We start from the raw sequence: 25899 nt of genomic DNA, 5'->3' as shown, positions 1-25899 counted from the left end.
CGCGCGCCCCCGGTGGAACTACTCGTCCTCGTCGTCCTCGTCGTCCAGCCGCGCCAGCCACGTCGCCAGCCGCTCCACCGGAACCTCGAAGTCCGGGTTCAGGTCGACGAAGGTCCGCAGCTGCTCGGCGAGCCACTCGAAGGTGACCTCCTCCTCGCCGCGCCGCTTCTCCAGCTCCTCGATGCCACGGTCGGTGAAGTACATGCCGTCAAGGATAAGTGCAGGCAAAGGGCCGGGCCGCACCCCCGAAGAGGGGATGCGGCCCGGCCCGGACGCGCTGCGCGGCGGTGTGCGCCGCCGCCGAAGAGCTACGCCTCGAACACCTCACGCACCAGCTGCTCCTGCTCGGCCTGGTGCCGCTTGGCGGAGCCGACGGCCGGGGACGAGCCGTGCGGACGCGAGATGCGACGCAGGCGCTCGCCGTGCGGGACGTCGGCGCCGACCGCCAGGTCCAGGTGGTCGATCAGGTTGAGCGCGATGAACGGCCAGGCACCCTGGTTCGCCGGCTCCTCCTGGGTCCACAGGTACTTCTCGGCGTTCGGGTACTTGGCGATCTCCGCCTGGAGCTCGGCACCCGGCAGCGGGTACAGGCGCTCGATGCGGATGATGGCCGTGTCGGTGATGCCGCGCTTCTTCCGCTCGGCGTCGAGGTCGTAGTAGACCTTGCCGGCGCAGAAGACGACCTTCTTGACCGCGGCCGCGTCGACCGAGTCGTCGCCGATGACCGGGCGGAACTGGCCCGTCGTGAACTCCTCCGCCTTCGACGCCGCGGCCTTGAGGCGCAGCATCGACTTCGGGGTGAAGACGACCAGCGGCTTGTGGTGCGGGTTGTGCACCTGCCACCGCAGGAGGTGGAAGTAGTTCGACGGCAGGGTCGGCATCGCGACCGTCATGTTGTTCTGCGCGCAGAGCTGGAGGAAGCGCTCCGGGCGGGCCGAGGAGTGGTCCGGGCCCTGGCCCTCGTAGCCGTGCGGGAGCAGGAGCGTCACGCCGCTCGTCTGGTTCCACTTCTGCTCGGCCGACGAGATGAACTCGTCCACCACCGTCTGCGCGCCGTTGACGAAGTCGCCGAACTGCGCCTCCCACATCACCAGCGCGTCGGGGCGGGCGAGCGAGTAGCCGTACTCGAAGCCCATCACCGCGTACTCGGAGAGCAGGGAGTTGTAGACGTTGTACCGGGCCTGGTCCTCGGACAGGTACAGCAGTGGCGTGAACTCGTCGCCGGTCTCGCGGTTGATGAGCACCGCGTGCCGCTGGCCGAAGGTGCCGCGCTGCGAGTCCTGGCCGGACAGCCGGACCGGGACGCCCTCAAGGAGCAGCGAGCCGACGGCGAGGGTCTCGCCCATGCCCCAGTCGATCGTGCCGTCCTCGACCATGGCCGCCCGGCGCTGGAGCTGCGGCAGCAGCCGCGGGTGCACGGTGACGTGGTCGGGGATGTTGACCTGGGACTCGGCGATCCGCTTGACGGTCTCGGCGGTGACCGCGGTGTTCACGGAGACCGGGAACTCGGCCTGCGGGTCCGAGGGCTCCGCGGCGGACGGCTGGGAAGCGGCCTCGCGGACCTCGGTGAAGACCTTCTCCAGCTGGCCCTGGTAGTCCTGGAGCGCCTGCTCGGCCTCTTCCAGGGTGATGTCGCCGCGACCGATGAGGGACTCGGTGTACAGCTTGCGCACCGAGCGCTTCTTGTCGATCAGGTCGTACATCAGCGGCTGGGTGAAGGCCGGGTTGTCGGTCTCGTTGTGACCGCGGCGGCGGTAGCAGATGAGGTCGATCACCACGTCCTTGTTGAACGCCTGGCGGAACTCGAAGGCGAGCCGCGCCACGCGGACGCAGGCCTCCGGGTCGTCGCCGTTCACGTGGAAGATCGGGGCCTCGATCATGCGGGCCACGTCGGTGGCGTACATCGAGGAGCGCGAGGACTCCGGGGCGGCGGTGAAGCCGACCTGGTTGTTGATGACGACGTGGACCGTGCCGCCGGTGCGGTAGCCGCGCAGCTGCGACATGTTCAGGGTCTCGGCCACCACGCCCTGGCCCGCGAAGGCCGCGTCGCCGTGGATCGCCACCGGCAGGACGGTGAAGTCCGTGCCGCCCTTGTTGATGATGTCCTGCTTGGCGCGGGCGACGCCCTCGACGATCGGGTCGACGGCCTCCAGGTGGGACGGGTTCGCGACCAGGCTGACCTTGATCTGCTCGCCGTCCAGGCCGGTGAAGGTGCCCTCGGCGCCCAGGTGGTACTTCACGTCACCGGAGCCGTGCATCGACTTCGGGTCGAGGTTGCCCTCGAACTCGCGGAAGATCTGCGCGTACGACTTGCCGACGACGTTGGCCAGCACGTTCAGCCGGCCGCGGTGGGCCATGCCGACGACGACCTCGTCCAGGCGGGACTCGGCCGCCGAGTCGATGACCGCGTCGAGCAGCGGGATGACGGACTCGCCGCCCTCCAGGGAGAAGCGCTTCTGGCCGACGTACTTGGTCTGCAGGAACGTCTCGAACGCCTCGGCGGCGTTCAGGCGGCGCAGGATGCGGAGCTGCTCCTCGCGCTCCGGCTTGGTGTGCGAGCGCTCGATGCGGTCCTGGATCCACTTGCGCTGCTTCGGGTCCTGGATGTGCATGAACTCGACGCCGGTGGTGCGGCAGTACGAGTCGCGCAGCACGCCGAGGATGTCGCGCAGCTTCATCAGGGACTTGCCCGCGAAGCCGCCGACCGCGAACTCGCGCTCCAGGTCCCACAGGGTGAGCCCGTGCTCGGTGATGTCCAGGTCGGGGTGCTTGCGCTGCTGGTACTCCAGCGGGTCGGTGTCGGCCATGACGTGGCCGCGGACCCGGTAGGAGTGGATCAGCTCGAAGACGCGGGCGGCCTTGGTGACGTCGTCGTCGTGGCTGGCGTCGATGTCCTTGAGCCAGCGGACCGGCTCGTAGGGGATGCGCAGTGCCTCGAAGATCTCGTCGTAGAAGCCGTTCTCGCCGAGGAGCAGGTTGGCGACCTGGCGCAGGAACTCGCCGGAGGCGGCGCCCTGGATGACCCGGTGGTCGTAGGTCGACGTGAGCGTCATGACCTTCGAGATGCCGAGCTTGTTCAGGGTGTCCTGGCTGGTGCCCTGGAACTCCGCCGGGTAGTCCATGGAGCCGACGCCCATGATGACGGCCTGGCCGGGCATCAGGCGCGGCACCGAGTGGACGGTGCCGAGGCCGCCGGGGTTGGTCAGGGAGACCGTGACGCCGGAGAAGTCGTCCATCGTCAGCTTGCCGTCGCGGGCGCGGCGGACGATGTCCTCGTAGGCCTGCCAGAACTCGAAGAAGTTCAGCGTCTCGGCCTTCTTGATCGCCGCGACGACGAGCTGGCGGTCGCCGTTGGGCTTGACCAGGTCGATGGCGAGGCCGAGGTTGACGTGCGCCGGCTTGATGAGCGTCGGCTTGCCGTCCTTCTCGCCGAACGCGTAGTTCATCGACGGCATGGCCTTGATGGCCTGCACCATCGCGTAGCCGATCAGGTGCGTGAAGGAGATCTTCCCGCCCCGGGCGCGCTTGAGGTGGTTGTTGATGACGATGCGGTTGTCGAACAGCAGCTTCACCGGGACCGCGCGCACGGACGTGGCCGTGGGCAGCTCCAGCGAGGCGTTCATGTTCTTCGCGACCGCGGCGGCGGGGCCGCGCAGCGTCACCATCTCGGGGCCCGCGGGACCCTCGGCGGCGGTGGCGTCCTTGGCGGGCGCGGCGGCCTTCGCCTGCGGCTTGGCGGCGGGCTTGGCCGGAGCCGGGGCCGGCTTCGCGGCCGGAGCCGCCGGGGCGGCAGCGGCGGGCTGCGCGGCCGGCTTGGCGGGCGCGGCGGCCTGCTGGGGAGCCGCCGGGGCCTGGGCCGGGGCGGGAGCCTGTGGCTGCTGCGCCTGCGGCGCGGGGGCGGCCTGGGGCGCGCTGCCGGAGTCGGTGCTCGCGGCACCGGAGGCGGACTGGGCCGCGGCCGCTCCTGGCTTGTAGTCGGCGAAGAAGTCCCACCAGGCTCGGTCAACGGAATTCGGGTCCTGGAGGTACTGCTGATAGATCTCGTCGACGAGCCACTCGTTGGCACCGAACGCGGCGGCGGGGTTCTTTCCCGCGTTGCCGGCTTGGTCGGTGTCGGTCGAGATGCTCGAGTTACTGGGGGACTGTGGCGACACGGCGAGAACCGCCCTCTTCCGCTTCACAAGATGGTGGACAGCGGGAATCAAGGCTACGCCTCCCGGACCCGGAAGGTCAGACCGGGCCCGTTCATCGTCGCGTAAGTCACATCGCAGACCGCGTTTCGGCGCTGGAAATGGCGGGAAACAAGCGAGGTTCTGCTGCGCGTGAGAAGGGGAGACCGGGACCCGGCGCGGAGAAAACGCGGGTCTGTGCCTGATCACACGTGTCCGTCAGCGCGGACGCCAGTGGATCTTGAGGCTCCGCTTCGAACCCTACGTCAACTCGACGCCGACGGCAGGCCCGGAAGGGTGATGAGAATCCGGCAGCCCCGATCGGATTCGGCCACACCGATCCGGCCGCCGTGCAGATCCACCGCCCAGCGGGCGATCGCCAGGCCGAGCCCGGTACCGCCGTCGCTGCCCGGACCGTGCGGCCGGGACACCGAACCCCGGTTGAACCGCTCGAACACCCGGCGCCACTCCGAGCGCGGAATGCCGGGGCCCTCGTCGAGGACCTCCAGCTCCAGCGACTCCGGCAGCTCCCCGCGCCGCGCCCGGACCGTCACCCGGCCGTGCGGCGGGCTGTGCTTGACCGCGTTGTCGATGAGGTTGGCGACGACCTGGTGGATGCGCTCGGGGTCGGCGTGCGCGGTCAGCTCCGGGGGGAAGACGTCGAGGGCCAGGTGCACGTCGGTGCGGGTGTGGCTGCCGGAGCCGGACGCGAGGCCCGCGCGTGCCGAAGCGACCATGTTGGCCTCCTTCAGCACGCCGGACAGGTACGGCCACACCTCGAAGCGCCGCTTGCGCAGCGGTATGACGCCGTTGTCCAGGCGGGAGAGGTCCAGCAGCGTCTCCACCAGCCGGCCGAGCCGCTCCGTCTGCCCGAGCGCCGTCCGCATGGTCTCCGGGTCGGCCTCGGTGACCCCGTCGACGATGTTCTCCAGCACCGCGCGCAGGCCGGCGATGGGGGTGCGCAGCTCGTGCGAGACGTTCGCCACCAGCTCCTTGCGCTGGAGGTCCTGGGCCTCCAGGTCGTCGGCCATGCGGTTGATGGTGACGGCCAGGTCGCCCAGCTCGTCGCGGCGGTTCTCGCGCACCCGGCGCGTGTAGTCGCCATGCGAGATGGACCGGGCCACGGCGTTCATCTCGTCCAGCGGGGCGGTCAGCCCGTGCGCGACGAACTGCGTGATCAGCAGCGTGGCGATCATCGAGAAGACCGTGATGAAGCGCAGCTCCGTCTTGGTGTGCACCGCTATCACCGAGAGACCGGTGGTGATCAGCACCGACGTGACGACCAGCGCGCCCAGTTTGGTCTTGATCGAGAAGGGGCGTACGCCGCCCCAGGGTTCCCCGGTGCTCCGGGGGCCGGGGCTCCTCCGTGCGGCCTCCCGCCCTCGGCTCATGGCGTCGGGGTCTCCAGCGCGTAGCCCACGCCGTGCACCGTGCGGATGCGCTCGGCCCCGATCTTGCGGCGCAGCGCCTTGATGTGGCTGTCCACGGTCCGGGTGCCGGAGGCGTCCGCCCAGTCCCACACCTCGGCCAGCAGCTGCTCACGGGAGAGCACCGCGCGCGGGGTGTTCGCCAGGCAGACCAGCAGGTCGAACTCGGTGGGGGTCAGGTGCACGTCCTCGCTGCGCACCCGCACCCGGCGCTGCGCGTGGTCGATCTCCAGTTCGCCGAGGCGGAGGATGCCGCTGCGCGGCGTGGAGGCGGCCACCACGGCCCGTTCCACCCGGCGCAGCAGTACGTGCACGCGGGCGGCCAGCTCGCGCATCGAGAACGGCTTGGTCATGTAGTCGTCGGCGCCCACGCCGAGCCCGACCAGCATGTCCGTCTCGTCGTCGCGGGCCGTGAGCATCAGCACCGGCACCGGCCGCTGTGCCTGCACGCGCCGGCAGACCTCCAGACCGTCGAAGCCGGGCAGCATGATGTCGAGGATCAGCAGGTCGGGCTGCCACGCCTCGGCGGTGTCGACCGCGGACGGACCGTCGCCCGCCGTTTGCACCAGGAACCCCTCGGCGCGCAGGCGGGTCGCGATGGCGTCCACGATGGTCTGGTCGTCCTCGACCACCAGCACCCGTCGCTGCGCGCCCGGAGTAGCCGTCGCCGTGCCGTTGTGGGAGGTCTGTGTCTGCTCCATCGCCCGCCCCTGAAGTGTGCTTTCCGGAATCCGTGGGGTGATCCCATGGCTGCGCTTGACGCTTGAATGATCCGCGTCAGAGCAGCAGCGTACGGGGAGTCACCGCGCCTTTGCTATCCAGGCCCGACGCCGAGGTGGACGACGTCCGGAACGCCCCGGGCAACGGGGATCTCTTCGGTACGCACCTGCTGGAACCCGGCATTACGCAAGGTTTCTTCGAATTCCGGAGAGGGCTGCGCAGACCATACGGCAAGCACCCCGCCGGGCCTCAACAGCCGTGCGCAGCAAGCCAGTCCGGCCGGCGCGTACAGTCCGTCGTTGCCCTCGGTGACGGTCCAGCCGGGGCCGTTGTCGATGTCGAGGCAGAGCGCGTCGTACGTGTCGGATGTCTCATTGACGTATTCCAGGAGATCCGCTTCCACGATCTTCGTGCGCGGATCGGCCAGCGCTCCCGCGGACAGCGCGGCCAGCGGTCCGCCCCGGTGCCAGTCGATGATGGCGCGCTCGCGCTCGACGACCGCGATCCGGCCCCAGCGGGGGTCGGCGGCCGCGTGCGCGAGCGAGAAACCGACGCCGAGTCCCCCGATGAGGAGGTGGGGCGCGCTCCGCCCGCCGGACGCGGTGAGCGCGTCGGCCGCCGCGTCGACCAGCCGCCGCTCCGAACGCCCGTCGGAGGTGTCCATCAGGAAGCAGCCGTTCGCGATGATCTGCAGCAGCGCCCCGTGCCGGCGCAGGACGACCTCGCCGTGCGGGCCCTCGCGACGGTCCAGCACTTCGGGGATGTCGTAGGAGTCGTGGGAAGTGGTGGGCATCGGCCCATCCTGGCAGGGAATGCCGGAGCGCCCGGCCGTGCTCCCGCATACGTGGCAGCGGCACCCCGGGCCCTTGATCGCTCAGAGCGAACACGTGTGGGGGAACAATCGGGGACTCCCTTTCATTGAGTCGATGTAACTCAACTTGACTGCCGAAGGGGAGATCATGGCTGCTGAGTCCGAAGCCTTCACACCGCTCACCCTGCCCGTGCTGCCGCTCGACGACGAAGTGGTCCTGCCCGGAATGGTCGTCCCCCTGGACCTGAGCGACGCCGAGGTACGCGCCGCGGTGGAGGCCGCCCAGGCCGCCGCCAGGTCCGAGCCCGGCAAGCCCCGGGTCCTCCTCGTCCCGCGCGTCGACGGCACCTACGCCAGGACCGGCGTCCTCGGCACGGTCGAGCAGGTCGGCAGGCTGGCCGACGGCGACCCGGGCGCCCTGCTCCGAGGCGTCGGCCGCGTGAAGATCGGCGCCGGCACCACCGGCCCCGGCGCCGCGCTGTGGGTCGAGGGCACGCGCGTCGACGACACCGTGCCCGAGCCGCTGCCCGGCCAGGTCGCCGAGCTGGTGAAGGAGTACAAGGCGCTGGCCACCGCCTGGCTGCGCAAGCGCGGCGCCTGGCAGGTCGTGGACCGTGTCCAGGCCATCGACGACGTCTCCGCGCTCGCCGACAACTCCGGCTACTCGCCCTTCCTCACCACCGAGCAGAAGGTCGAGCTGCTGGAGACCGCCGACGCGGTGGCCCGCCTCAAGCTCGCCACTCAGCAGCTGCGCGACCACCTCGCCGAGCAGGACGTCGCCGAGACCATCGCCAAGGACGTCCAGGAGGGCGTCGACAAGCAGCAGCGGGAGTTCCTGCTGCGCCGCCAGCTCGAAGCCGTGCGCAAGGAGCTGCGCGAGATCAATGGTGAGCGCGAGGGCGAGGAGTCCGACGACTACCGCGCCCGCGTCGAGGCCGCCGACCTGCCCGAGAAGGTGCGCGAGGCCGCACTCAAGGAGGTCGACAAGCTGGAGCGGTCCTCCGACCAGTCGCCCGAGGGCTCCTGGATCCGCACCTGGCTCGACACCGTCCTCGAACTGCCGTGGAACGTCCGCACCGAGGACGCCTACGACATCCAGGGCGCCCGGGCCGTCCTCGACGACGAACACGCGGGCCTGGACGACGTCAAGGAGCGGATCACCGAGTACCTGGCGGTGCGCAAGCGGCGCGGCGACCGGGGCCTCGGCGTCGTCGGAGGCCGGCGCGGCGGTGCCGTACTGGCCCTGGTGGGCCCGCCCGGCGTCGGCAAGACCAGCCTCGGCGAGTCCGTCGCCCACGCGATGGGCCGCGAGTTCGTCCGCGTCGCCCTCGGCGGCGTCCGCGACGAGGCCGAGATCCGCGGCCACCGGCGTACGTACGTCGGCGCGCTGCCCGGCCGGATCGTGCGGGCGATCAAGGAGGCCGGGTCGATGAACCCGGTCGTCCTCCTCGACGAGATCGACAAGGTGGGCTCCGACTTCCGGGGCGACCCGGCCGCGGCGCTGCTCGAAGTCCTCGACCCGGCGCAGAACCACACCTTCCGGGACCACTACCTGGAGGTCGAGCTGGACCTGTCCGACGTGGTCTTCCTCGCCACGGCCAACGTCCTGGAGGCCATCCCGGAGGCCCTGCTCGACCGCATGGAGCTGGTCCGCCTGGACGGCTACACCGAGGACGAGAAGATCGTCATCGCCCGCGACCACCTGCTCCCGCGCCAGCTGGAGCGGGCCGGCCTGGACCCGGACGAGGTCACGGTCGACGAGGGCGCGCTGCGCAAGCTGGCCGGCGAGTACACCCGCGAGGCGGGCGTGCGCACCCTGGAGCGGTCCATCGCCCGGCTGCTGCGCAAGGTGGCGGCCCAGCACGAGCTGGGCGAACGGAAGCTGCCCTTCACCGTCACCGACGGCGACCTGCGCGCCCTGATCGGCCGGCCGCACCACGTGCCCGAGTCCGCCCAGGACCCGGCCGAGCGGCGCACCTCGGTGCCCGGCGTGGCCACGGGCCTCGCGGTGACCGGCGCCGGCGGCGACGTCCTGTACGTCGAGGCGTCGCTGGCCGACCCGGAGACGGGCGCGTCGGGACTGACCCTGACCGGTCAGCTGGGCGACGTGATGAAGGAGTCGGCGCAGATCGCGCTGAGCTTCCTGCGCAGTCGCGGCGCCGAGCTGGAGCTGCCGGTGGCCGACCTGAAGGACCGGGGCGTGCACATCCACTTCCCGGCGGGCGCGGTCCCCAAGGACGGCCCGAGCGCCGGCATCACGATGACCACGGCGCTGGCCTCGCTGCTCTCCGGGCGGCTGGTCCGTACGGACGTGGCGATGACCGGCGAGGTCTCGCTGACCGGCCGGGTGCTGCCGATCGGCGGGGTCAAGCAGAAGCTGCTCGCGGCGCACCGGGCGGGCGTCACCACGGTGATCATCCCCAAGCGCAACGAACCCGACCTGGACGACGTCCCGGCGGAGGTACTGGACAAGCTCGACGTCCACGCCGTCACCGACGTCCGACAGGTCCTGGAACTGGCGCTCGCACCGGCGACGAACGGTGCGCGGTCGGAGGTTCCGGTCGCGGCGATGGGGGCACCTCCCAGGCTTTAGGCACTGGGGGAGGACGTGACCGGATGAGGCGGAGGCCCGGTCCCTGAGAGGGGGCCGGGCCTTCGCCGTACGCCGTGTGTCAGCCGTTCGCGAGCGCCCGTACGCGGTCCAGGGCCCCGTTGAACTTGTTGTGGTCCCCGACCGTCGGCCCGGACGAGGTGTACTGCCACATCGTGTAGTAGCCCCAGCCGGCCGGCAGCGTGCCCACGGTCGAGGCGTACCGGGCGATCCACAGCGGGTTGTTCGCCGCGAAGCCGCCGTAGTTGCCGGTGCACTGGGTCCACCAGCTGGTGGCCGTGTAGATCACGGCGTCGCGGCCGGTGCGCGCCTTGTAGGTGTTCAGGAAGTCGCGGATCCAGGTGACCATCTGGCTCTGCGACTTGCCGTAGCAGGTGGCCCCGTACGGGTTCCACTCGATGTCCAGCGCGCCCGGCAGCGTCTTGCCGTCGCGGGACCAGCCGCCGCCGTGGTCGACGAAGTAGTTGGCCTGCGCGGCGCCGCTCGTCGTGTCCGGGGTGGCGAAGTGGTAGGCGCCGCGGATCATGCCGACGTTGTACGAGCCGTTGTACTGCTGGGCGAAGTAGGGGTTGGTGTAGTACGTCCCCTCGGTGGCCTTGACGTAGGCCCACTTGACCCCGCTGTTCCACAGGGTCGACCAGGCGACGTTGCCCTGGTGGCTGGAGACGTCGACGCCCTCCGTCTGGGTGGCGTCGCCCGGGACGGGGGTGCCGTGGCGCCCGTCGTGCTCCAGGACGCCCATGCCCATGTGGGCGGAACCGCGCGGCGGGATGTCGGCGGCCGACGACGCGTGGGCGGGGAGGGTGGCTACCAGGGAGAACGCGGCGAGCAGGATCCCGGTGACGGCGAAGCGCCGCCCGCGGGCCGATCCGGATCTGTGCACGAGCATGACGTGCCTCCGATGGCTCGGTGGTGCTCGGTGGGGGATGCGCGAGTGGGGAGAACCCATGGATGGCGTGGGCATGCCATTCAGGGTTCGAGGAAGACGCTACGCACGTAGAACGGGGGGTGGGAAGAGGGGCCGGAAGCTGCCGTTGGTCTAAGCCTGCGAAATACTTGCCGAGCTGCGGTGATGCCGGCCCGTGGCGGAAACTTTCAGGACCGGGAAAATCGAGGCAGGGGCTGACGTGCGCGAAGACGGGAACGGCGACGGTCGCGGAGGCGAATTCGACGCGTCCGGCAGTGGTGTGAACCAACCGGAGTTCCTGGCGCTGGAGCGGGAGTTGACGGTCCTGCTCCGGCGGGCGCGGGCGAACCAGGGCGAGATGGCCCGCGAGGTCCACCCCGACCTGGAGTCGTCCGCGTACGGCCTTCTCGTCCGGCTCGGCGAGTGCGGCGGGCAGCGGGCCACGGAGCTGGCCGCCTACATCGGCGTCGGCAAGGCGACGATGTCCCGTCAGCTGCGCGCGCTGGAGGAACTCGGCCTCGTCGCCCGGCAACCCGACCCCGCCGACGGCCGCGCCTGGCTGATCACCCTGACCCCGGAGGGCCAGTCGCGCGTCAGCCGGGTGCGCGAGGCGCGCCGCGCACGGTACGCCGGACGGCTCGCCGACTGGGACCCGCGCGAGGTCACGGAACTGGCCCGGCTGCTGCGGCAGCTGAACCGGGGGATGGAGAAGTAGGTCCGCGGCCCCCGGCGTTCACAGCTCCGCGTACACCACCGTCGCGTCGTCGTGCGCCTTGCCGCGCCCCAGGAACGCCCGGGCTCCCGCAGCGTCCACCCGTTCCAGCTCCCGCACCCGGTCCACCAACGCCTGGGCGCCCTGCTTCCGTACCAGCGCGAGGCAGTCCGTCCAGTCGCCCTCCCCGAACCTCTCCACCCACCGTGCCGCCCCGTCCGTCAGCGCCGCCAGCGTCCGCACCTCGCCGCGCGGCAGCACGCCCGTCACCGCCCGCGCCGCCACCGCCGGGTCGGCCGCGGCCGTGAAGAAGCCGCCCTCCTTGTTGCGGAGGTTGGCGTCGACCAGCGCGTCCGTGGCGAGGGCCGAGCGGGGCAGCCGGGCCAGCCGGTCGTCCAGGACCGCGGTGACCGTGCCGTCGGGGGCCTCCACCAGCAGGGCCGAGTCCGAGAGGACCAGGTACTCGACGGCGGCGGGGGACCAGCGGGCCAGGACCACGGTTGCCTGCGGAGTCCGCGGGTGAGAAAGGTCACAGGTTTCCGCGTGTGCCGCCGAGGTACGAGCGATGGCGCGGGACAGGGCTTCGGCGAGGGGGATTTCCGGGAGTGAAACGGTCAGTTCGGTCAGAGCACCACCGAGGTGCGCGGTGAACCAGGGCACGGAATGCAGACACCCCGTCGTACTCCGGGGCGGTGTCACGCCGTCCAGCACGACGAGCGAACCACCCTGTCCCGAGGCCGGTAGTCCGACACTCGCGAAGTCCTCGTTGGGGTGGTCGGCGAGGCCGGGTTCCGAGACCAGTTCCGTGCGCATCCAGCCAGTCTGCACGACCTCTTCACGGCATCCGCAAAAGGCTGGCAACTTCCCCGGGATCGACGCAGGGGCGCAGGTCAGGCGCCTGATTTGGGGTGGAATTCGGCACTCCGGCAACGCGTGGCGGCACATAGTGCCACCGCCCGTCGCAGACGTCCAACCGGCGCGCCGCGCAAGCGCGTCGTACGAGCCGGGAGAACTTGCTCCCCAACTCCCGTCCGGGGTTCACTCCTTCGGGTGGCGGGTCGGATGATGCACGCCCACCGCCCACCGGCACTGGGAGGGTCGGGATCCGGTGGGGTGCCTGCCCTGCTCACGCGGTCTCCCCGTCCGATGCGCAGTCGGCGGCCGAGGAGCAGCCCGGAGCGTGGCGGAGGGTGCACGCGCCGACCGGCCAGTTGACGGAGCGCCACCCGGGCCCACGGGTACACGAGTCAGGAATGCGAGCACCGGTGCAGAAGACGCGGCCTCGTCGCACAGGCAAGCAGACGGCCCCCGTGGGGAGCGCGGAGCGCACCCCCGGCACCTCCACCCCGGCGCCGCCGGAGGCCCCCGTCGGCAAGGGCCGTCCGACCCACGTACGCAACCGCCTCATCGCCGCCGTGGCGGTGGTGGCCGCCGCCGTCGCCGGGGCCGGAGCCCCGTCGGTCGTGTCCGCCTCCGGGCAACTGCACGACTCCCAGGAACTGGTGACGCTCGCCGAGCAGACCCAGGGCGCGCTGACCCTCGCCCACTCCCTCGCCGACGAGCGGGACGAGGTCACCCCGTACATCGCCGCCGGCCGCCCCGAGTCCAAGGCGCCCTCCGAGCAGCGCAGCGCCCGTGTCGACCGGCAGGTGGAGGAACTGCGCGCCGACACCGACACGCCGGCCTCCCTGCGCGAGGACCTCGACGCCGTGGCGGCGCTGCGCCGAGCGGCGCTCACCGGCAAGAGCACCGCTCTCCAGGCGCACGACGCGTACTCGGAGGCGATCGCAGAACTCCACGCCCTCGCCGAGGAGCTGGCCGAGCAAATGCCGCCCCGCGCGGGCGCCGGCGCGTACGCCCTGGCCGAGCTGGACACCGCCGTCCAGCAGGCCGCCGCCACCCGCGGTCTGCTGCTCGCGGCGCTGAACGTGCCGAGCAGCACCGAGACCGTCATCGACCCGATCACGGGCCTGCCGACCGAGACGACCACGTCCTCGGACGCCGACGCGAAGCAGCGCGACGAACTCGCCGCCGCCGCGCAGCAGGCCCGGGTGCGCTCGGACGCCGCCCTCGCCGACTTCCGCGAGGGCGCGCCCAAGGAGGCACGGGGCAGCTTCGACGCCACGGTCGCCGGCCCGGAGGTCAACTCCGCCGACAAGTACCTCGCCGGTCTCACGGACGAGCCGACGCTCTCCGACGACGACCTCGGTACCAGCACCAAGAGGCTGGACGCCGCGCTCTCCGCCCGCGTCGACGCCATGCGGGGCGCCGAGTCCGCCCTCTACGAGAAGCGCACCACGGCCCTGGAGAAGCTGCGCGACGACGACGTCACCGCGCTGGAGATCCGGATCGCCGCCCTCGGCGCCCTGATCCTGCTGGCCGTCGGCATCGCCACCGCCATGGCCCGCACCCTCACCCGCCCGCTCTCGGTGCTGCGCCGCGGCTCGGCCCGGCTCGCCGGCGCGGAGGACCCGACGGCCGAAGAGCCCGTCGCCTTCACCGGCCGCAACGACGAGTTCGCCCAGGTCGTCCGCTCCGTCAACGCCCTGCACACGCACGCCGCCACGCTCGCCGAGCGCGTCAACACGCTGGAGGCCGACCGCAAGCACCTCGTCGGCCAGCGGCAGAAGATGGCCGACGCCCGCGAGGGACTGCGCGCCGAACTCGCCGAGTCCGCCGCCCAGCTGGAGGTGGTGCGCAAGAGCATCGGCTCCACCTTCGTGAACCTCGCGCTGCGCACCCTCGGCCTGGTCGAGCGGCAACTCGCGGTCATCGAGAGCCTGGAGGAGCGCGAGCAGGACCCGGACCGGCTCTCCACCCTGTTCAAGCTCGACCACTTCGCCACGGTCATGCGCCGGCACAGCGAGAACCTCCTCGTCCTCGCCGGCACCGAGCACGTCCAGCACAGCGCCGGACCGGTGCCGCTGGTCGACGTGGTCCGGGCCGCGGTCAGTGAGATCGAGCGGTACGAGCGCGTCCGCATCGCCGCGCTGCCGCCGCACGCGCACGTGGCCGGATTCGCCGCCGACGACCTCTCCCACCTGCTCGCGGAACTGATGGAGAACGCCACCTCCTTCTCGCCGCCGGACCTGCCCGTCGAGGTCTCCGGCTGGCTGCTGGAGAACGGTGAGGTGATGCTCTCCGTCCAGGACGAGGGCATCGGCATGGCCACCGAGCGGCTCCAGCGGCTCAACGCCCGCCTCACCGACTTCGACCCGGAGGCGCCCTACGACCAGGAGGGCGAGGACGGTCTCGGGCTCGGCCTGTACGTCGTGGCCCGGCTCGCCCACCGGCACGGGGCGCGCGTGCGGCTGCGGGAGCAGAAGCAGGGCGGTGTCGCGGCCGTCGTGGTCCTCCCGAACGCCCTGCTCGCGGCGGCCCCGCCGGCCGCGCTCGCCCCGAGCGTGCCCATGCCGGACGGCACGGGGTCCTTCTCCCTGCCGGGCGCCGACGCGGAGGCCAACTCCAACGTCCTGCACGGCCGCGCGGAGAAGGGCACGCGAGAGGGCGTGGACCCGCTGGTCGCCTCCGCGGAACAGGCCGTCCGACGCGCGGAGGCCGACGAGGCGGAGGGCGAGGAGCAGACCCCGGAGGCGGAACCGGCCCCGGCGCCCGCACCGGCCTCCGCATCCGCACCGGCCAACGCACCGGCGCCGGAGTCGGAGACGGAGACGGAGAGGGAGACCGAGCAGACCCGGGAAGACGGCCCGGAGTCCGCCGAGGAGGCGGAGGCCACCGACTCGCCCCGCCCCGGCCGCGACCTCCCCGACGACGCCACGATGGCCCTCCTGCTGCCGACACAGGCACAGGCACAGGCACCGGCCTCGGCACCCGAGGTGTTCACACCGGAGCCGGCCCCCCAGGAGCCCACCGCGCCCGAGCTTCCCGGACAGCGCTCGGGCGACCCGTACGCCATCGGCCCCGACGCCCACGACCGCACCCCGGACGAGAGCACCGCGCGGGCCGAGGACGCCGGGAACATCGGGACCACCGAGGCCGGCGAGACCATCGGGACCACCGAGACCACGGAGACCACCGGGCCGGCCGAGACCACCGAGCCCGTCACCGAGAAGGGCCTGCCCAAGCGGACCCCGAAGCTCAGCACACCCGCGGCGGCCCCACAGCCGCGCACCGCGGGTTCCGTCGACGCGGACGCGCTCCGCCGCCGCCTGGGAGGATTCCGCCGGGGGGCGGAGGCCGGTCGCCGCGACGTCGAGGCGGAGATCGCCGACCGGACCGGTCGGAACGAGGCGCCGGCCGCCGCAGCAGGGACCACCGAAGAAGCCACGGGGGGCACTGTCGAGGAGGCAAGCAGTTGACCGCGCCCAGTACCTTCGGACTCAGCAGTGAAGCACGCAATCTGCACTGGCTGCTGACCAACCTGGTCGAGGAGGTGCCCGGCATCCTCTCGGTCGCGGTGGTCTCCTCCGACGGCCTGCTGCTCCTCTCCTCCGACCAGGACCGCAACGACGCGGCCCGCGAGGCCCAGGCCGTGCGCCGCACCGGCCCGCGCGGCTCCGCCGCCGACCTCGCCACCGTCGTCTCCGGCGTCGGCAGCCTCACCGTCGGCGCCGCCCGGCTCATGGACTTCGGCAACGTGAAGCACACGATGGTCGCCATGGACGAGGGCAGCCTGTTCGTGATGTCGATCAGCGACGGCTCGCTGCTCGGCGTGCACGGCTCCGCGGACGCCGACATGAGCGTCATCGCCTACCACATGGCGCTCTTCGTCGGCCGCGCCGGCCATGTCCTGACCCCCGAACTCCGCAGCGAGCTGCGGAAATCCCTGGAGTCCGAGTCGACCTCTACGGGGAGTACCCGATGAGCAGCAGCCCCAGGAAAGCCCCGAAGAACCTCCCCGTACGCGGCGCCGACCGCAAGCCGGCCCGCGTGCGCCCCTACTCGCTCACCGGCGGCCGCACCCGCTTCGGCCACGTCCTGCTCGTGGAGACGTTCGTCGGCGCCACGGCCGGCACCGCCGCGCTGGAAGCCGCCGAGGAGCGCAAGGAACTGACGAACGGTTCCCTCACCTCCCGCGTGATGCCGGAGATGCGGGCCATCGTCGAACTGTGCCGCCGTATGCGTACGGTGGCCGAGATCGCCGCGCTGCTGAAGATGCCGCTCGGCGTGGTCCGCGTGCTCCTCAGCGACCTGGCGGACCAGGGAAAGATCCGTGTGTACGGCACCGGGACCGGCCACGGCACGGGCCGCCCGGACCGCGCTCTGCTCGAAAGGGTGCTCAGTGGACTCCGTCGTCTCTGACGCCGCCGCCTACGGCGTCTCCCCACTCGTCGACCCCGACGAGCCCATGCTGCCCTGGCAGACGGACCGCACCCGCGCGCCGATCGCCACGAAGATCGTGGTGGCGGGCGGTTTCGGTGTCGGCAAGACCACGCTGGTCACCGCCGTCTCGGAGATCACGCCCCTGCAGACCGAGGCGCTGATGACCGAGGCGAGCGAGGAGACCGACGACCTCACCGCCACCCCGGGCAAGCTCACCACCACCGTGGCCATGGACTTCGGCCGCATCACGCTCGACGACGACCTGGTGCTCTACCTGTTCGGCACGCCGGGCCAGCAGCGGTTCTGGTTCATGTGGGACGACCTGGTGCGCGGCGCGATCGGCGCCGTCGTGCTGGCCGACACCCGCCGCCTGAAGGACTGCTTCCCGGCGCTGGACTACTTCGAGAGCTGCGGACTGCCCTACGTCGTCGCCGTGAACCACTTCGACGGCAGCGAGCTGTTCGAGGCGGAGGACGTGCGGGAGGCGTTGACGATCCCCGCGCACATACCTGTAATGATCATGGATGCGCGCCGCCGGATCTCGGCCATCGAGACCCTCTTGTCCCTCGTGGGCCACGCGCTCGACGAAACCCCCGAGTAGTAGTCCCTTTAGGAGCGTCCCCCGCATGCGGAAGATACTCGTCGTCGGAGCCGGCCAGTCCGGTCTCCAGCTCGCCCTCGGCCTCCAGTCGCACGGCTACGAGGTCACCCTGATGTCCAACCGGACCGCGGACGAGATCCGCACCGGCCGGGTGATGTCGACGCAGTGCATGTTCCACACGGCACTCCAGCACGAGCGCGACCTCCAGCTGAACTTCTGGGAGTCCCAGGCCCCGAAGATCGAGGGAGTCGGCGTCTCGGTGGCGGCCCCCGGCTCCTTCGACCCGGGCCCCTCGCAGCGCGCGATCGACTGGCTGGGGCGCCTCGACGGCATCGCGCAGTCGGTCGACCAGCGGGTGAAGATGGCCGGCTGGATGGAGACCTTCGCCCAGCGCGGCGGCCAGCTGGTCATCCACGGCGCGGCCGTCGGCGACTTGGACTACTTCTCCCGCGCCTACGACCTCGTCCTCGTCTCGGCGGGCAAGGGCGAGCTGGTGCAGATGTTCGGCCGCGATCCGGAGAGGTCCCCGTACAGCGAGCCGCAGCGCGCCCTCGCCGTCGCCTACGTCCACGGGATGGGCCCGCGCCCGGAGCACCCGGAGACGGAGGCCGTCCGCTGCAACCTGGTCCCGGGCGTCGGCGAGCTGTTCGTCATGCCGACCTTCACCACCTCGGGCCGCGCCGACATCCTGTTCTGGGAGGGCATACCCGGCGGCCCACTGGACGCCTTCAAGGACGTGAAGGACCCCTCGGAGCACCTCTCCCTGACCCTGGAACTCATGGAGAAATTCCTCCCCTGGGAGTACGCGCGGGCCACCAAGGTCGAACTGACCGACGCCGGCGGCACGCTCGCCGGCCGCTACGCCCCCACCGTCCGCAACCCGATCGGCCGCCTGCCCAGCGGCGGCCTGGTCCTCGGCGTGGCCGACGTGGTCGTCGCCAACGACCCGATCACCGGCCAGGGCTCCAACTCCGCCTCCAAGTGCGCCGCCTCCTACCTCGCCTCCATCCTGGAGCAGGGGGAGAAGGAGTTCGACGAGGCCTGGATGCGGCAGACCTTCGACCGCTACTGGGAGACCGCCCAGCACGTCACCAAGTGGACGAACGCCATGCTCGCCCCGCCGCCGGAGCACATCCTCAACCTGATCGGCGCCGCCGGGCAGCTCCAGCCCGTCGCCGACCGCTTCGCCAACGGCTTCAACGACCCGGCCGACTTCGAGAACTTCTTCTACGACCCGGCGAAGACCGAGGGCTACCTGATGGAGGTCTCGGGCGCGTCGGGCGCGTAGGCGGCGGCGTACCCCTCGTCGGACCCGTCCGCCGCCCCCTCGGGGAGCCTCGGTGGCGTGTACCGCCGCAGCGGCTCCCCACCGGGGTCGGGCCGTACGGCGCCCAGGACCGGGTTGGCCGCGATCGGCGACACCTTGACCTCGGCACCGGGGCGCGGTGCCTGGACGACCATTCCGTCGCCGAGGTACATCGCCACATGGGTGGCCTCGGGGAAGTACACGACCAGGTCACCGGGGCGCAGCTCGCCCAGCGGGACGTGGTCCAGCCGCGCCCACTGCTCCTGGCTGGTCCTCGGGATCGGTGTTCCGGCCCGGTCCCAGGCCACGGAGGTCAGGCCCGAGCAGTCGTACGACGCGGGGCCCTCCGCGCCCCACTCGTACGGCTTCCCGAGCTGCTCCACCGCGAAGCGCACCGCGCGGTCGCCCTCGGCGGAGGGCTTGGCGTCGTCGCCGAGCGCGCCGGACGCCAGGAACCGCTCCTGCTGCTCGGCGATCCCGCTCTTCTCGAACTCCGCCAGCGCGGCCAGCTCCTCGGGGGTGAGCGAGGCGAGGAGTTCCTCGACGGCGTGCAGCCGCTCGCGCACGTCGTCCCGCTCCTCCTCCTGCCGCTTCGCGAGGGCGGCTTGCTCGTCCAGGGCCGCGCGCGCCCGCCCCGCCAGTTCGTCGGCCTTCTTCTCGACGCCGGTCAGGCGGCCCACCGTGTCGGCCCGCTCCCGGGCCAGCTGCCCGATCACGTGCCCCTGGTCGAGGGCGTGCCGCGGGTCGCGCGCCAGCAGCAGCCGCAGATAGGGGGAGAGGTCGCCGCTGTCGCGGTACTGCTGCCGGGCCAGCCGACCGGCCGCGCCGCGGCTGTCGTTCAGGGAAAGCCGGGTCCGGGCCAGCTCGGCGTCCAGCCGCTTCACCTCGGCACGCTGCTCCTTCAGCCGCTCCTCGGTGCCGTTGAAGGTCTCGGTGGCCTTCTCCGCCTCCTGGTACAGCCGCTGAAGGTCCGTCAGCAGCTCGGCCACGGACCGGTCACCGCCGGTGCCGGGTTCGGGTTCGGCCGCGGCGGGTGCGGGCGCGAGGACGATCCCGGCCGCCACCGCCGCCGTACACACCAGACGCAGAAGCCTTCCTGACACGCCATCACCTCCGTCGCGGGGCGGCGGGTCCGCTCCGCACGGTGAGCATGTGACGTGTTCCCGGGGTCCGCGCGCCGAGTGTGCGCGGTTCGGCGCAACGGGGTCACCCGTGGGCGTCGTCCGGCTTGCCACCCGGCGTGGCGTCTGGATCGGCGGCGTCCGGCCTGACGTCCGGCCTGGCGTCCGATTCGGCGTCCGGTTTGGACCAGGGCCACTTCCGGCCCGCGCCCTTCTCCCCCTCGGGGGCATACGCGTACTTCCAGCGGGCGAAGCGCAGCCCGCCCCGGGCGTCCCTGGGCACCCTGCGGTACACGAGCACGGTGGGCGGGCCGCCGTCCGGGTCCGGCACGGGGATGCGGTACGTCTTCGGCGGGTGCCCGGTCATGCCGACCAGCACGGGTAGCACCCGCCCGTCCATCGGGCCGCCCTCGAAGGGGGTCTCTTCGCTCTTCACGGCACCAGTGTCAGTGATCCGCGCACCGGTGTCAGATGTCCGCCGCCAGCGCCTCGACCAGCGCCGCGGTCTGCGGGTCGCGGCGGGCGGTGACGGTCAGCACGGCGAGGAACTGCTCCACGAGCCAGTCCCGCAGCTCGTCGACGGGCGGCTGCTTGCCCTCGTCCAGCCAGATCAGCGAGGCCGCCTCCACCGCGGTGATCCACATCCGGACGGTCATCCGCAGCCGCGGGCCGGGCTCGGCGACGTCCAGGTGGCTCATGATGTGGTCGGCGGCGGCCCGGCGCACGCCGTCCACGATGGAGGAGGTCCGGGAGGTCTCCGCCACGCTGCCGCCGCGCAGCAGGGCGCTGAAGCCGGTGTCGTGCTGGTCGACGAAGGTGAGATAGCGGTCCAGGGCGCGGGAGAGCCGGGCCAGCAGCGGGCCCTCGCGGGGCTCGTCGAAGCAGAGCCGCAGCTCGTCGGCGGCGGACCTGAGCGCGGCCTCGTACAGCTGCTGCTTGCCGCCGGGGAAGTACCGGTACACCAGCGGCCGCGAGACCCCGGCCTGCTCCGCCACGTCGTCCAGGGAGACCTCCTCCGGCGGCCGGTGCGCGAAGAGGGCGAGCGCCGCGTCGAGCAACTGGACGCGGCGCTCCTCGACGCTGAGCCGGCGGTAGGCGGGGGTGGAGGCCTGCGGGGTCATGAACCGCAGCGTAACCCGCACACCCCCGCGACCTCCCACGCGAGCGGACCGGACCAGTCCGACTACGCCAGCAGCCCCGACGACCTCCACAGCTTCCGTCCGACCCCGCGCAGCACCCCGATGTCGTCCAGGAAGTCGGTGAGGCGCTTCGCGCCGGTCTGCATGATCTCCTTTCGGTGCCCGCTGGCCTTGACCTGCGCCAGGGCCTCGCGCTTGTCCAGGCCGACGTTCGTGTAGACCTCGGGGTTGATGAAGGCGATGGAGAAGACGCGGGCGAACTCGCCGGAGGTGATCCGGGTGAACTCCTGCGACCACTTCGGCGCCGTCACCATCTGGCGGCGCAGCTCCTCACGGGCGTACCGCACGTGGCGGGCCTCCTCCACGACGTGGATGCGCGTGACGCCCCGGATCAGCGGCTGGACCCGCTCGTCGGGGAAGGTCAGCCGCTGCATCCAGTCCAGCACCTCCTCGCCGAGCAGTGTGGCGGTGAACGAGCCGGGCGTGGTGGAGATCGTCTTGAACAGGCGCCCCAGGTGCTGGTGGACCGGGCTCACCGGGTACCACGGCGTCTCGCCGCGGGATATCAGCCGGGCGAACATCTTCGAGTGCCGGCACTCGTCCTCGATCTCGGTCAGCGCGTAGCGCACGTGCGCGCTCGTCGCCGCCTTGTCGTAGATGTGCCGCACCAGCAGCTGCATGAGGATCAGCTCGAACCAGATGCCGAGGGAGGCGAGCGCGGCGGCCTCGTGCTGGGAGAGCACGATGCGCTGCTCCTCGCTCATCCGCTTCCACATCGGGGTGTCGTACAGCGACACCAGCTCCGGCGGCCAGAACCACTTGCCGTCCTCGAAGGGCGCGTCCCAGTCCAGCTCCTTGTCCGGGTCGAAGGAGTGCTTGGCGGAAGAGTCGAGCAGCCGTTCGGCCACCTGCTCCCGGTCCTTGAGCAGCCCGAGCGCGTCGCGCAGGCCCTCGAGCGCGTCGGCTTCCGTCAGGGTCGTCATGGCTGTCCCACCTCGTCGTACGGTTCGAGTTACCCGCGGTTACTCTCATTCGCTTCGTCTTATGAGACTGCGTGTCAGTAAGCTCGTCAATCCCCTGCGCACGACTTGTTGACCGCGAGTAAAGAAGTGAGAGGCGCTCAGGTTCCTAGGCCGAGCAGCCCAGCCCCTCCGGCACGTCGCCCGCCACCGGCGTCGACGCCCCCGCCGGGAACGACGTCCGCAGCGTGAACGCGTACGGCGTGGGCCCGTGCGTCCGCAGGTGCAGCAGCCGCGACTCCGCCTCCGCGACCGTCGGCCGGTGTCCCGCCGGGACCCACCACAGGGTGGTGACCGCCTCCGCGAGGCGCTCGAACCACTCCCTGCGCCGCGCCAGCATCTCCCGGTGCCGCCCCTGGTACATGAACGCCGTCAGGGCGTCCGCGTCCCGCCACACCGTCAGGTTGACGATGAGCCAGTCGTCGCCGAAGAAGGGCACGTCCGTCGCGTTGCCCGAGTCGTCCTGGAGTCGCCACACGAACCCCTCGGCGGCGTCCGCCGCGGCGTTCACCGGGTCGAGCGCGTCCACGAAGTCCTTCAATCGCGGTGAGTCCAGCGGGGCCTTGAGGCGGGCGATGTTGACCTGGGCGAGTTCGTGCGCGGCGTCAGTCATGTACCGAACGTTAGGTCGGGCCGTCTGCGCCTCGGTACCCCCGTCTCAGGACTTGAGCACCGCCTCCATCACCGCCCGCGCGATCGGCGCCGCCATGCCGCCCCCGCTGATGTCCTCGCGGTCCGCCGCCGAACCCTCCACCACCACCGCGACCGCGACCTTCGGCTCCAGGTCGCCGTCGCCCTGCGCCCAGGAGACGAACCAGGCGTACGGCGTGCCCGAGTTGCCGACGCCGTGCTGGGCGGTGCCGGTCTTGCCGCCGACGGTGGCGCCGCGGATCGCGGCGTTCGCGCCGGTGCCCTTCTCCACCACGCCGGTCATCAGCTCCTTGAGCCGCGCCGCCGTCGAGGGGCGCATCGCCTCCCGGGTGGGCCGCGAACCGGCGGTCGCCACCAGGCTGCCGCCCGCCCGCATCGTCCGTTCCACCAGGTACGGCGAGCGCACCTGGCCGCCGTTGGCCACCGCCGCCGCCACCATCGCCATCTGCAGCGGAGTCGCCCGCGTGTTGTACTGCCCGATCGATGACAGCCCCAGCTGCGCCCGGTCCACCGAGGCGTCGAAGGTGCTGCGCGAGACGGCGAAGGGGATCCGCAGTCCCGCGTCGTTGAAGCCGAAGGCCTCCGCCGTGGCCGCCATGTCCCGCACGCCCACGTCCACGCCGAGCTTGGCGAACACCGTGTTGCAGGACCACTCGAACGCCTCCCGCAGCGAGGCGTCCCGGCAGCCGTCGGCCGCGTTCGTCAGCCGGGTCCGGGTGCCGGGGAGGGCGTACGGGTCGGGCGAGCGGGTCGGCGCGTCGAGGTCCCGGATCACGCCCGCGTCCAGGGCCGCCGCCGTGGTGACCACCTTGAAGGTGGAACCCGGCGGGTAGGTCCGGCGCACGGCCCGGTTCAGCATCGGCTTGTCCGGGTCGCCGTTCAGCCGGTCCCAGGTCCGGGTGGCGGCCGTGCTGTTCCCGGAGAGCAGCTGGGGGTCGTACGACGGGGTGGAGACCAGCGCCAGGATCCGGCCGGTCGACGGTTCGACGGCCGCCACCGCCCCTTTGCGCCGGCCGAGCCCCTCGAACGCCGCCCGCTGCGCGTCCCCGTCGATCGTCGTCACCACGTCCCCGCCAGGGTTCTGGGCCCCCGTGACGTCGTTCCAGAGGGGAAGCGGCGCGAGCATCGGGTCCGCGCCGGAGAGCAGTCCGTCCTCGGCGTGCTCCAGCAGGGTCGTCCCGTACGCCTGCGAGGCGAAGCCGGTGATCGGCGCGTACAACGGACCCGCCTGGTACGTCCGTTCGAAACGCAGATGCTCGCCGGTGTCCCGGGAGCCGGTGACCGGCTCGCCGCCGACCAGGATGTCGCCGCGCGGCTGCTGGTAGCGGGCGATGTCCGGGCGGCGGTTGGCCGGGTTGTCGTCGTACTCCGGGGCCTGGACGATCTGCACCCGGGCGGCGTTCACCAGCAGGGCGACCAGCAGCAGGGCGCAGAAGGCGGCGGCGTGCCGGATGTGCCGGGTCACCGGAGCCGCTCCGCTCTCACGGCGCCACCCGCCCGTCGGCCGGACCGGCCTGTCCGGCCTGGCTGCGGGCCGCGTGGCTGACCCGGATCAGCAGCGCGACGATGGCCCAGTTGGTGACGACCGAGGAGCCGCCCTGGGCCAGGAACGGCATCGCCATGCCGGTCAGCGGAATCAGCCCGGTCACCCCGCCCGCGATGACGAACACCTGGAGCGCCACGATCGAGGAGAGGCCGACCGCGAGCAGCCGGCCGAAGGGGTCGCGCGCGCCGAGCCCCGCCCGGTAGCCGCGCTCCACCAGCAACGCGTACAGCAGGAAGATCGCGGTCAGGCCGAGGAAGCCCAGCTCCTCGCCCGCGGTCGCCAGGATGAAGTCGGACTTGACGGCGAATCCGATCAGGATCGAGTGGCCGAGCCCGAGGCCCGTGCCGGTCACCCCGCCCGCCGCGAAGGCGAACAGCGACTGGGCCAGCTGGTTGGGCCCCTGGCCCGCCTCGATCGACGCGAAGGGATGCAGCCAGTCCTCCACCCTGCTGTGCACGTGCGGCTCCAGCCAGCCCACGGCGACCGCGCCCAGCGAGGCCAGCAGCAGGCCGACGGCGATCCAGCCGGTGCGGCCGGTGGCGACGTAGAGCAGGACCACGAACAGGCCGAAGAACAGCAGCGAGGTGCCGAGGTCGCGCTCCAGGACCAGGACGCCGACGCTGACCAGCCACACCGCCACGATCGGGCCGAGGACGCGGCCGGTGGGGAGCTGGAGGCGCCACACGCGGCGGCCCGCGTACGCCAGCGCGCTGCGGTTGGCGGCCAGGTAGGCGGCGAAGAACACGGCGAGGAGCACCTTGGCGAACTCGCCGGGCTGGATGGAGAAGCCCTCGATCCGGATCCAGATGCGGGCGCCGTTCACGGCCGGGAAGAAGATCGGCACGGTGAGCAGGACCAGTGCGGCGGCGACGCAGACGTAGGCGTAGCGCTGGAGCACGCGGTGGTCGCGCAGGAGCAGGACGACCACGATGAACAGTCCGACGCCCAGCGTCGACCACACCAGCTGGGTGGGGGCCGCCCGGTCGCCCGGCGTCTCCAGGTCGAGCCGGTAGATCAGGACCAGGCCGAGGCCGTTGAGCAGCACCCCGATGGGCAGCAGGAGCGGGTCGGCCCAGGGGGCGCGCAGCCGTACCGCCAGATGGGCGAGGAGCGCGAGCACGCCGAGCCCGGCGCCGTAACCGGCGGCGCCGGGCGGGAGGGTGCCGTGCTGGGCGAGACCGACGTTGCAGTAGCCGAACACCGACAGCAGGACGGCCATGAGGATCAGCGTGAGTTCGATGCCACGGCGCCGGGGGAGACGGGTGACGGGAGCGGGCGCGTCCGCCTGTGCCACGGTGATTCCGGTTCCGGTTCCGGCCTTGGTCATGTCCGGAACTTACCTAAATGATGTGGTGTGTGAGTCGTCCGCATCAGCACCAGCGCGGCGCGGGGCCGATGTTGTCGATGTAGCGGGCCGGGCCCCAGGCCCAGGTGCCGTCCGTGAGGAGGTACCAGAGGGGGTTGCCCTTCACCTTGTCGCCGGGGGTCTTGCAGTAGATGTGGACGGTCTCGCCCCGGCGGGCGTACCGGATGACCTCTCCGCCGCGCGTCGGTGAGGTGCGCAGGGCGAGCCGGTCGGCGGTGACGACACCCCGGTAGCTGCCCTGCTCCTGGCGGCCGCCGTTCCCGCCGCCGTTGCCCCCGGACGGGCCGACGGCGGCGCTGCCGGAATCCGAGCCCCCGCCGTCCCATTCGTCGTTCGCGACGGCGGGCGTGACGGCGACGGCCGTGGCGAGCGCGCCGGCGGCGACGGCGGTGGCGAGGCCGCGCAGGAGTGGGGAGCGCCTGGAGTGTGCGGACAGCAGGGACATGGGAGTACCTCCCGGGAGCGAACGGGTCTTCAGGTGACTAACCGCCACATTAGGAGCGCCCGGTT

At 71.8% G+C, this 25899-nt stretch carries 22 protein-coding genes; 7 read left to right on the top strand and 15 right to left on the bottom strand.

What is annotated here, in order from left to right:
• Positions 1–18: 18 nt before the first annotated feature.
• From RI578_RS13175 to RI578_RS13155, 5 genes are all read right to left on the bottom strand, one after another.
• A complete protein-coding gene (locus tag RI578_RS13175) occupies positions 19–204 on the bottom strand; it encodes a DUF6104 family protein (RefSeq protein ID WP_010061466.1) in 186 nt (61 codons plus the stop codon).
• Between the two features lie 104 nt (positions 205–308).
• Complete coding sequence (locus RI578_RS13170; RefSeq protein ID WP_310871265.1) at positions 309–4154, bottom strand: multifunctional oxoglutarate decarboxylase/oxoglutarate dehydrogenase thiamine pyrophosphate-binding subunit/dihydrolipoyllysine-residue succinyltransferase subunit; 3846 nt, start codon at positions 4152–4154, stop codon at positions 309–311.
• A 281-nt stretch (positions 4155–4435) separates the two neighbouring features.
• A complete protein-coding gene (locus RI578_RS13165; protein ID WP_310871264.1) occupies positions 4436–5560 on the bottom strand; it encodes an ATP-binding protein in 1125 nt (374 codons plus the stop codon).
• A complete protein-coding gene (locus RI578_RS13160) occupies positions 5557–6297 on the bottom strand; it encodes a response regulator transcription factor (protein ID WP_210960503.1) in 741 nt (246 codons plus the stop codon). The genes RI578_RS13165 and RI578_RS13160 overlap by 4 nt, the downstream gene beginning before the upstream one ends.
• Before the next feature lie 113 nt (positions 6298–6410).
• The gene (locus RI578_RS13155) at positions 6411–7109 is read right to left on the bottom strand and encodes a spermidine synthase (RefSeq protein WP_310871263.1); all 699 of its coding nucleotides are present in this window, start codon (positions 7107–7109) and stop codon (positions 6411–6413) included.
• Positions 7110–7275: 166 nt separating this feature from the next.
• Here RI578_RS13155 and lon point away from each other — a divergent pair, with 166 nt between their 5' ends.
• Positions 7276–9720: an endopeptidase La gene (lon, locus tag RI578_RS13150; protein WP_310871262.1), complete on the top strand. Its 2445-nt coding sequence runs from the start codon at positions 7276–7278 to the stop codon at positions 9718–9720.
• Positions 9721–9799: 79 nt separating this feature from the next.
• On the opposite strand, the gene RI578_RS13145 is transcribed toward lon, so the two are convergent.
• The gene (locus RI578_RS13145; protein WP_310871261.1) at positions 9800–10627 is read right to left on the bottom strand and encodes a lysozyme; all 828 of its coding nucleotides are present in this window, start codon (positions 10625–10627) and stop codon (positions 9800–9802) included.
• Between the two features lie 238 nt (positions 10628–10865).
• Between RI578_RS13145 and RI578_RS13140 the strand changes: the two genes are divergently transcribed.
• Positions 10866–11360: a MarR family transcriptional regulator gene (locus tag RI578_RS13140; protein ID WP_310871260.1), complete on the top strand. Its 495-nt coding sequence runs from the start codon at positions 10866–10868 to the stop codon at positions 11358–11360.
• A gap of 18 nt (positions 11361–11378) precedes the next feature.
• Here the strand turns inward: RI578_RS13140 and RI578_RS13135 are convergent, their stop codons facing one another.
• Positions 11379–12170: a protein phosphatase 2C domain-containing protein gene (locus tag RI578_RS13135; RefSeq protein WP_310871259.1), complete on the bottom strand. Its 792-nt coding sequence runs from the start codon at positions 12168–12170 to the stop codon at positions 11379–11381.
• Between the two features lie 440 nt (positions 12171–12610).
• Here RI578_RS13135 and RI578_RS13130 point away from each other — a divergent pair, with 440 nt between their 5' ends.
• From RI578_RS13130 to RI578_RS13110, 5 genes are read left to right on the top strand one after another with little or no spacing between them, the layout of a single operon-like run.
• Positions 12611–15676: a nitrate- and nitrite sensing domain-containing protein gene (locus tag RI578_RS13130; protein ID WP_310871258.1), complete on the top strand. Its 3066-nt coding sequence runs from the start codon at positions 12611–12613 to the stop codon at positions 15674–15676.
• On the top strand, positions 15673–16182 hold the full coding sequence (locus RI578_RS13125; RefSeq protein ID WP_310871257.1) for a roadblock/LC7 domain-containing protein: 510 nt from the start codon (positions 15673–15675) through the stop codon (positions 16180–16182). The genes RI578_RS13130 and RI578_RS13125 overlap by 4 nt, the downstream gene beginning before the upstream one ends.
• The gene (locus RI578_RS13120) at positions 16179–16619 is read left to right on the top strand and encodes a DUF742 domain-containing protein (RefSeq protein ID WP_121749177.1); all 441 of its coding nucleotides are present in this window, start codon (positions 16179–16181) and stop codon (positions 16617–16619) included. Before RI578_RS13125 ends, RI578_RS13120 begins: the two co-directional genes overlap by 4 nt.
• A complete protein-coding gene (locus RI578_RS13115) occupies positions 16600–17241 on the top strand; it encodes an ATP/GTP-binding protein (RefSeq protein ID WP_310871256.1) in 642 nt (213 codons plus the stop codon). The genes RI578_RS13120 and RI578_RS13115 overlap by 20 nt, the downstream gene beginning before the upstream one ends.
• A gap of 25 nt (positions 17242–17266) precedes the next feature.
• A complete protein-coding gene (locus RI578_RS13110) occupies positions 17267–18529 on the top strand; it encodes a styrene monooxygenase/indole monooxygenase family protein (protein ID WP_310871255.1) in 1263 nt (420 codons plus the stop codon).
• Here RI578_RS13110 and RI578_RS13105 read toward each other — a convergent pair.
• The 8 genes from RI578_RS13105 to RI578_RS13070 all read right to left on the bottom strand — a co-directional run bounded on the left by RI578_RS13105 (position 18493) and on the right by RI578_RS13070 (position 25834).
• Positions 18493–19650, bottom strand: a complete 1158-nt coding sequence (locus RI578_RS13105; RefSeq protein ID WP_310871254.1) for an NlpC/P60 family protein — start codon at positions 19648–19650, stop codon at positions 18493–18495. The genes RI578_RS13110 and RI578_RS13105 overlap by 37 nt on opposite strands.
• A 103-nt stretch (positions 19651–19753) precedes the next feature.
• A complete protein-coding gene (locus tag RI578_RS13100; RefSeq protein ID WP_310871253.1) occupies positions 19754–20104 on the bottom strand; it encodes a hypothetical protein in 351 nt (116 codons plus the stop codon).
• Positions 20105–20135: 31 nt separating this feature from the next.
• The gene (locus RI578_RS13095) at positions 20136–20789 is read right to left on the bottom strand and encodes a helix-turn-helix domain-containing protein (RefSeq protein WP_310871252.1); all 654 of its coding nucleotides are present in this window, start codon (positions 20787–20789) and stop codon (positions 20136–20138) included.
• A 62-nt stretch (positions 20790–20851) separates the two neighbouring features.
• Positions 20852–21790, bottom strand: coding sequence for a diiron oxygenase (locus tag RI578_RS13090; protein WP_310871251.1), 939 nt, complete (start codon positions 21788–21790; stop codon positions 20852–20854).
• Between the two features lie 145 nt (positions 21791–21935).
• Entirely contained in the window at positions 21936–22439 is a 504-nt protein-coding gene (locus tag RI578_RS13085; protein WP_310871250.1) for a DUF3291 domain-containing protein, read from the bottom strand.
• Positions 22440–22484: 45 nt separating this feature from the next.
• Positions 22485–23942 carry a penicillin-binding transpeptidase domain-containing protein gene (locus RI578_RS13080; protein WP_310871249.1) on the bottom strand — a complete coding sequence of 486 codons (1458 nt, stop codon included), beginning with the start codon at positions 23940–23942 and terminating at the stop codon, positions 22485–22487.
• 16 nt (positions 23943–23958) lie between these two features.
• Positions 23959–25350: an FtsW/RodA/SpoVE family cell cycle protein gene (locus RI578_RS13075; protein WP_310871248.1), complete on the bottom strand. Its 1392-nt coding sequence runs from the start codon at positions 25348–25350 to the stop codon at positions 23959–23961.
• 43 nt (positions 25351–25393) lie between these two features.
• Positions 25394–25834: an SH3 domain-containing protein gene (locus tag RI578_RS13070; RefSeq protein WP_310871247.1), complete on the bottom strand. Its 441-nt coding sequence runs from the start codon at positions 25832–25834 to the stop codon at positions 25394–25396.
• Positions 25835–25899: the final 65 nt, after the last annotated feature.

This window comes from Streptomyces sp. BB1-1-1 (genome assembly GCF_031597775.1).
Taxonomy (GTDB): Bacteria; Actinomycetota; Actinomycetes; order Streptomycetales; family Streptomycetaceae; genus Streptomyces; species Streptomyces thinghirensis.
This window is presented reverse-complemented; position numbering and strand designations above follow the sequence as displayed.

Bases quoted from the DNA above. Each gene is read 5' to 3' on its own strand.
- RI578_RS13085 (WP_310871250.1), bottom strand. From the start codon at position 22,439: ATGACTGACGCCGCGCACGAACTCGCCCAGGTCAACATCGCCCGCCTC.
- RI578_RS13075 (WP_310871248.1), bottom strand. From the start codon at position 25,350: ATGACCAAGGCCGGAACCGGAACCGGAATCACCGTGGCACAGGCGGAC.
- RI578_RS13130 (WP_310871258.1), top strand. From the start codon at position 12,611: ATGCGAGCACCGGTGCAGAAGACGCGGCCTCGTCGCACAGGCAAGCAG.
- RI578_RS13165 (WP_310871264.1), bottom strand. From the start codon at position 5,560: ATGAGCCGAGGGCGGGAGGCCGCACGGAGGAGCCCCGGCCCCCGGAGC.
- RI578_RS13145 (WP_310871261.1), bottom strand. From the start codon at position 10,627: ATGCTCGTGCACAGATCCGGATCGGCCCGCGGGCGGCGCTTCGCCGTC.
- RI578_RS13120 (WP_121749177.1), top strand. From the start codon at position 16,179: ATGAGCAGCAGCCCCAGGAAAGCCCCGAAGAACCTCCCCGTACGCGGC.
- RI578_RS13160 (WP_210960503.1), bottom strand. From the start codon at position 6,297: ATGGAGCAGACACAGACCTCCCACAACGGCACGGCGACGGCTACTCCG.
- RI578_RS13095 (WP_310871252.1), bottom strand. From the start codon at position 20,789: ATGACCCCGCAGGCCTCCACCCCCGCCTACCGCCGGCTCAGCGTCGAG.
- RI578_RS13090 (WP_310871251.1), bottom strand. From the start codon at position 21,790: ATGACGACCCTGACGGAAGCCGACGCGCTCGAGGGCCTGCGCGACGCG.
- lon (WP_310871262.1), top strand. From the start codon at position 7,276: ATGGCTGCTGAGTCCGAAGCCTTCACACCGCTCACCCTGCCCGTGCTG.
- RI578_RS13175 (WP_010061466.1), bottom strand. From the start codon at position 204: ATGTACTTCACCGACCGTGGCATCGAGGAGCTGGAGAAGCGGCGCGGC.
- RI578_RS13135 (WP_310871259.1), bottom strand. From the start codon at position 12,170: ATGCGCACGGAACTGGTCTCGGAACCCGGCCTCGCCGACCACCCCAAC.
- RI578_RS13155 (WP_310871263.1), bottom strand. From the start codon at position 7,109: ATGCCCACCACTTCCCACGACTCCTACGACATCCCCGAAGTGCTGGAC.
- RI578_RS13110 (WP_310871255.1), top strand. From the start codon at position 17,267: ATGCGGAAGATACTCGTCGTCGGAGCCGGCCAGTCCGGTCTCCAGCTC.
- RI578_RS13070 (WP_310871247.1), bottom strand. From the start codon at position 25,834: ATGTCCCTGCTGTCCGCACACTCCAGGCGCTCCCCACTCCTGCGCGGC.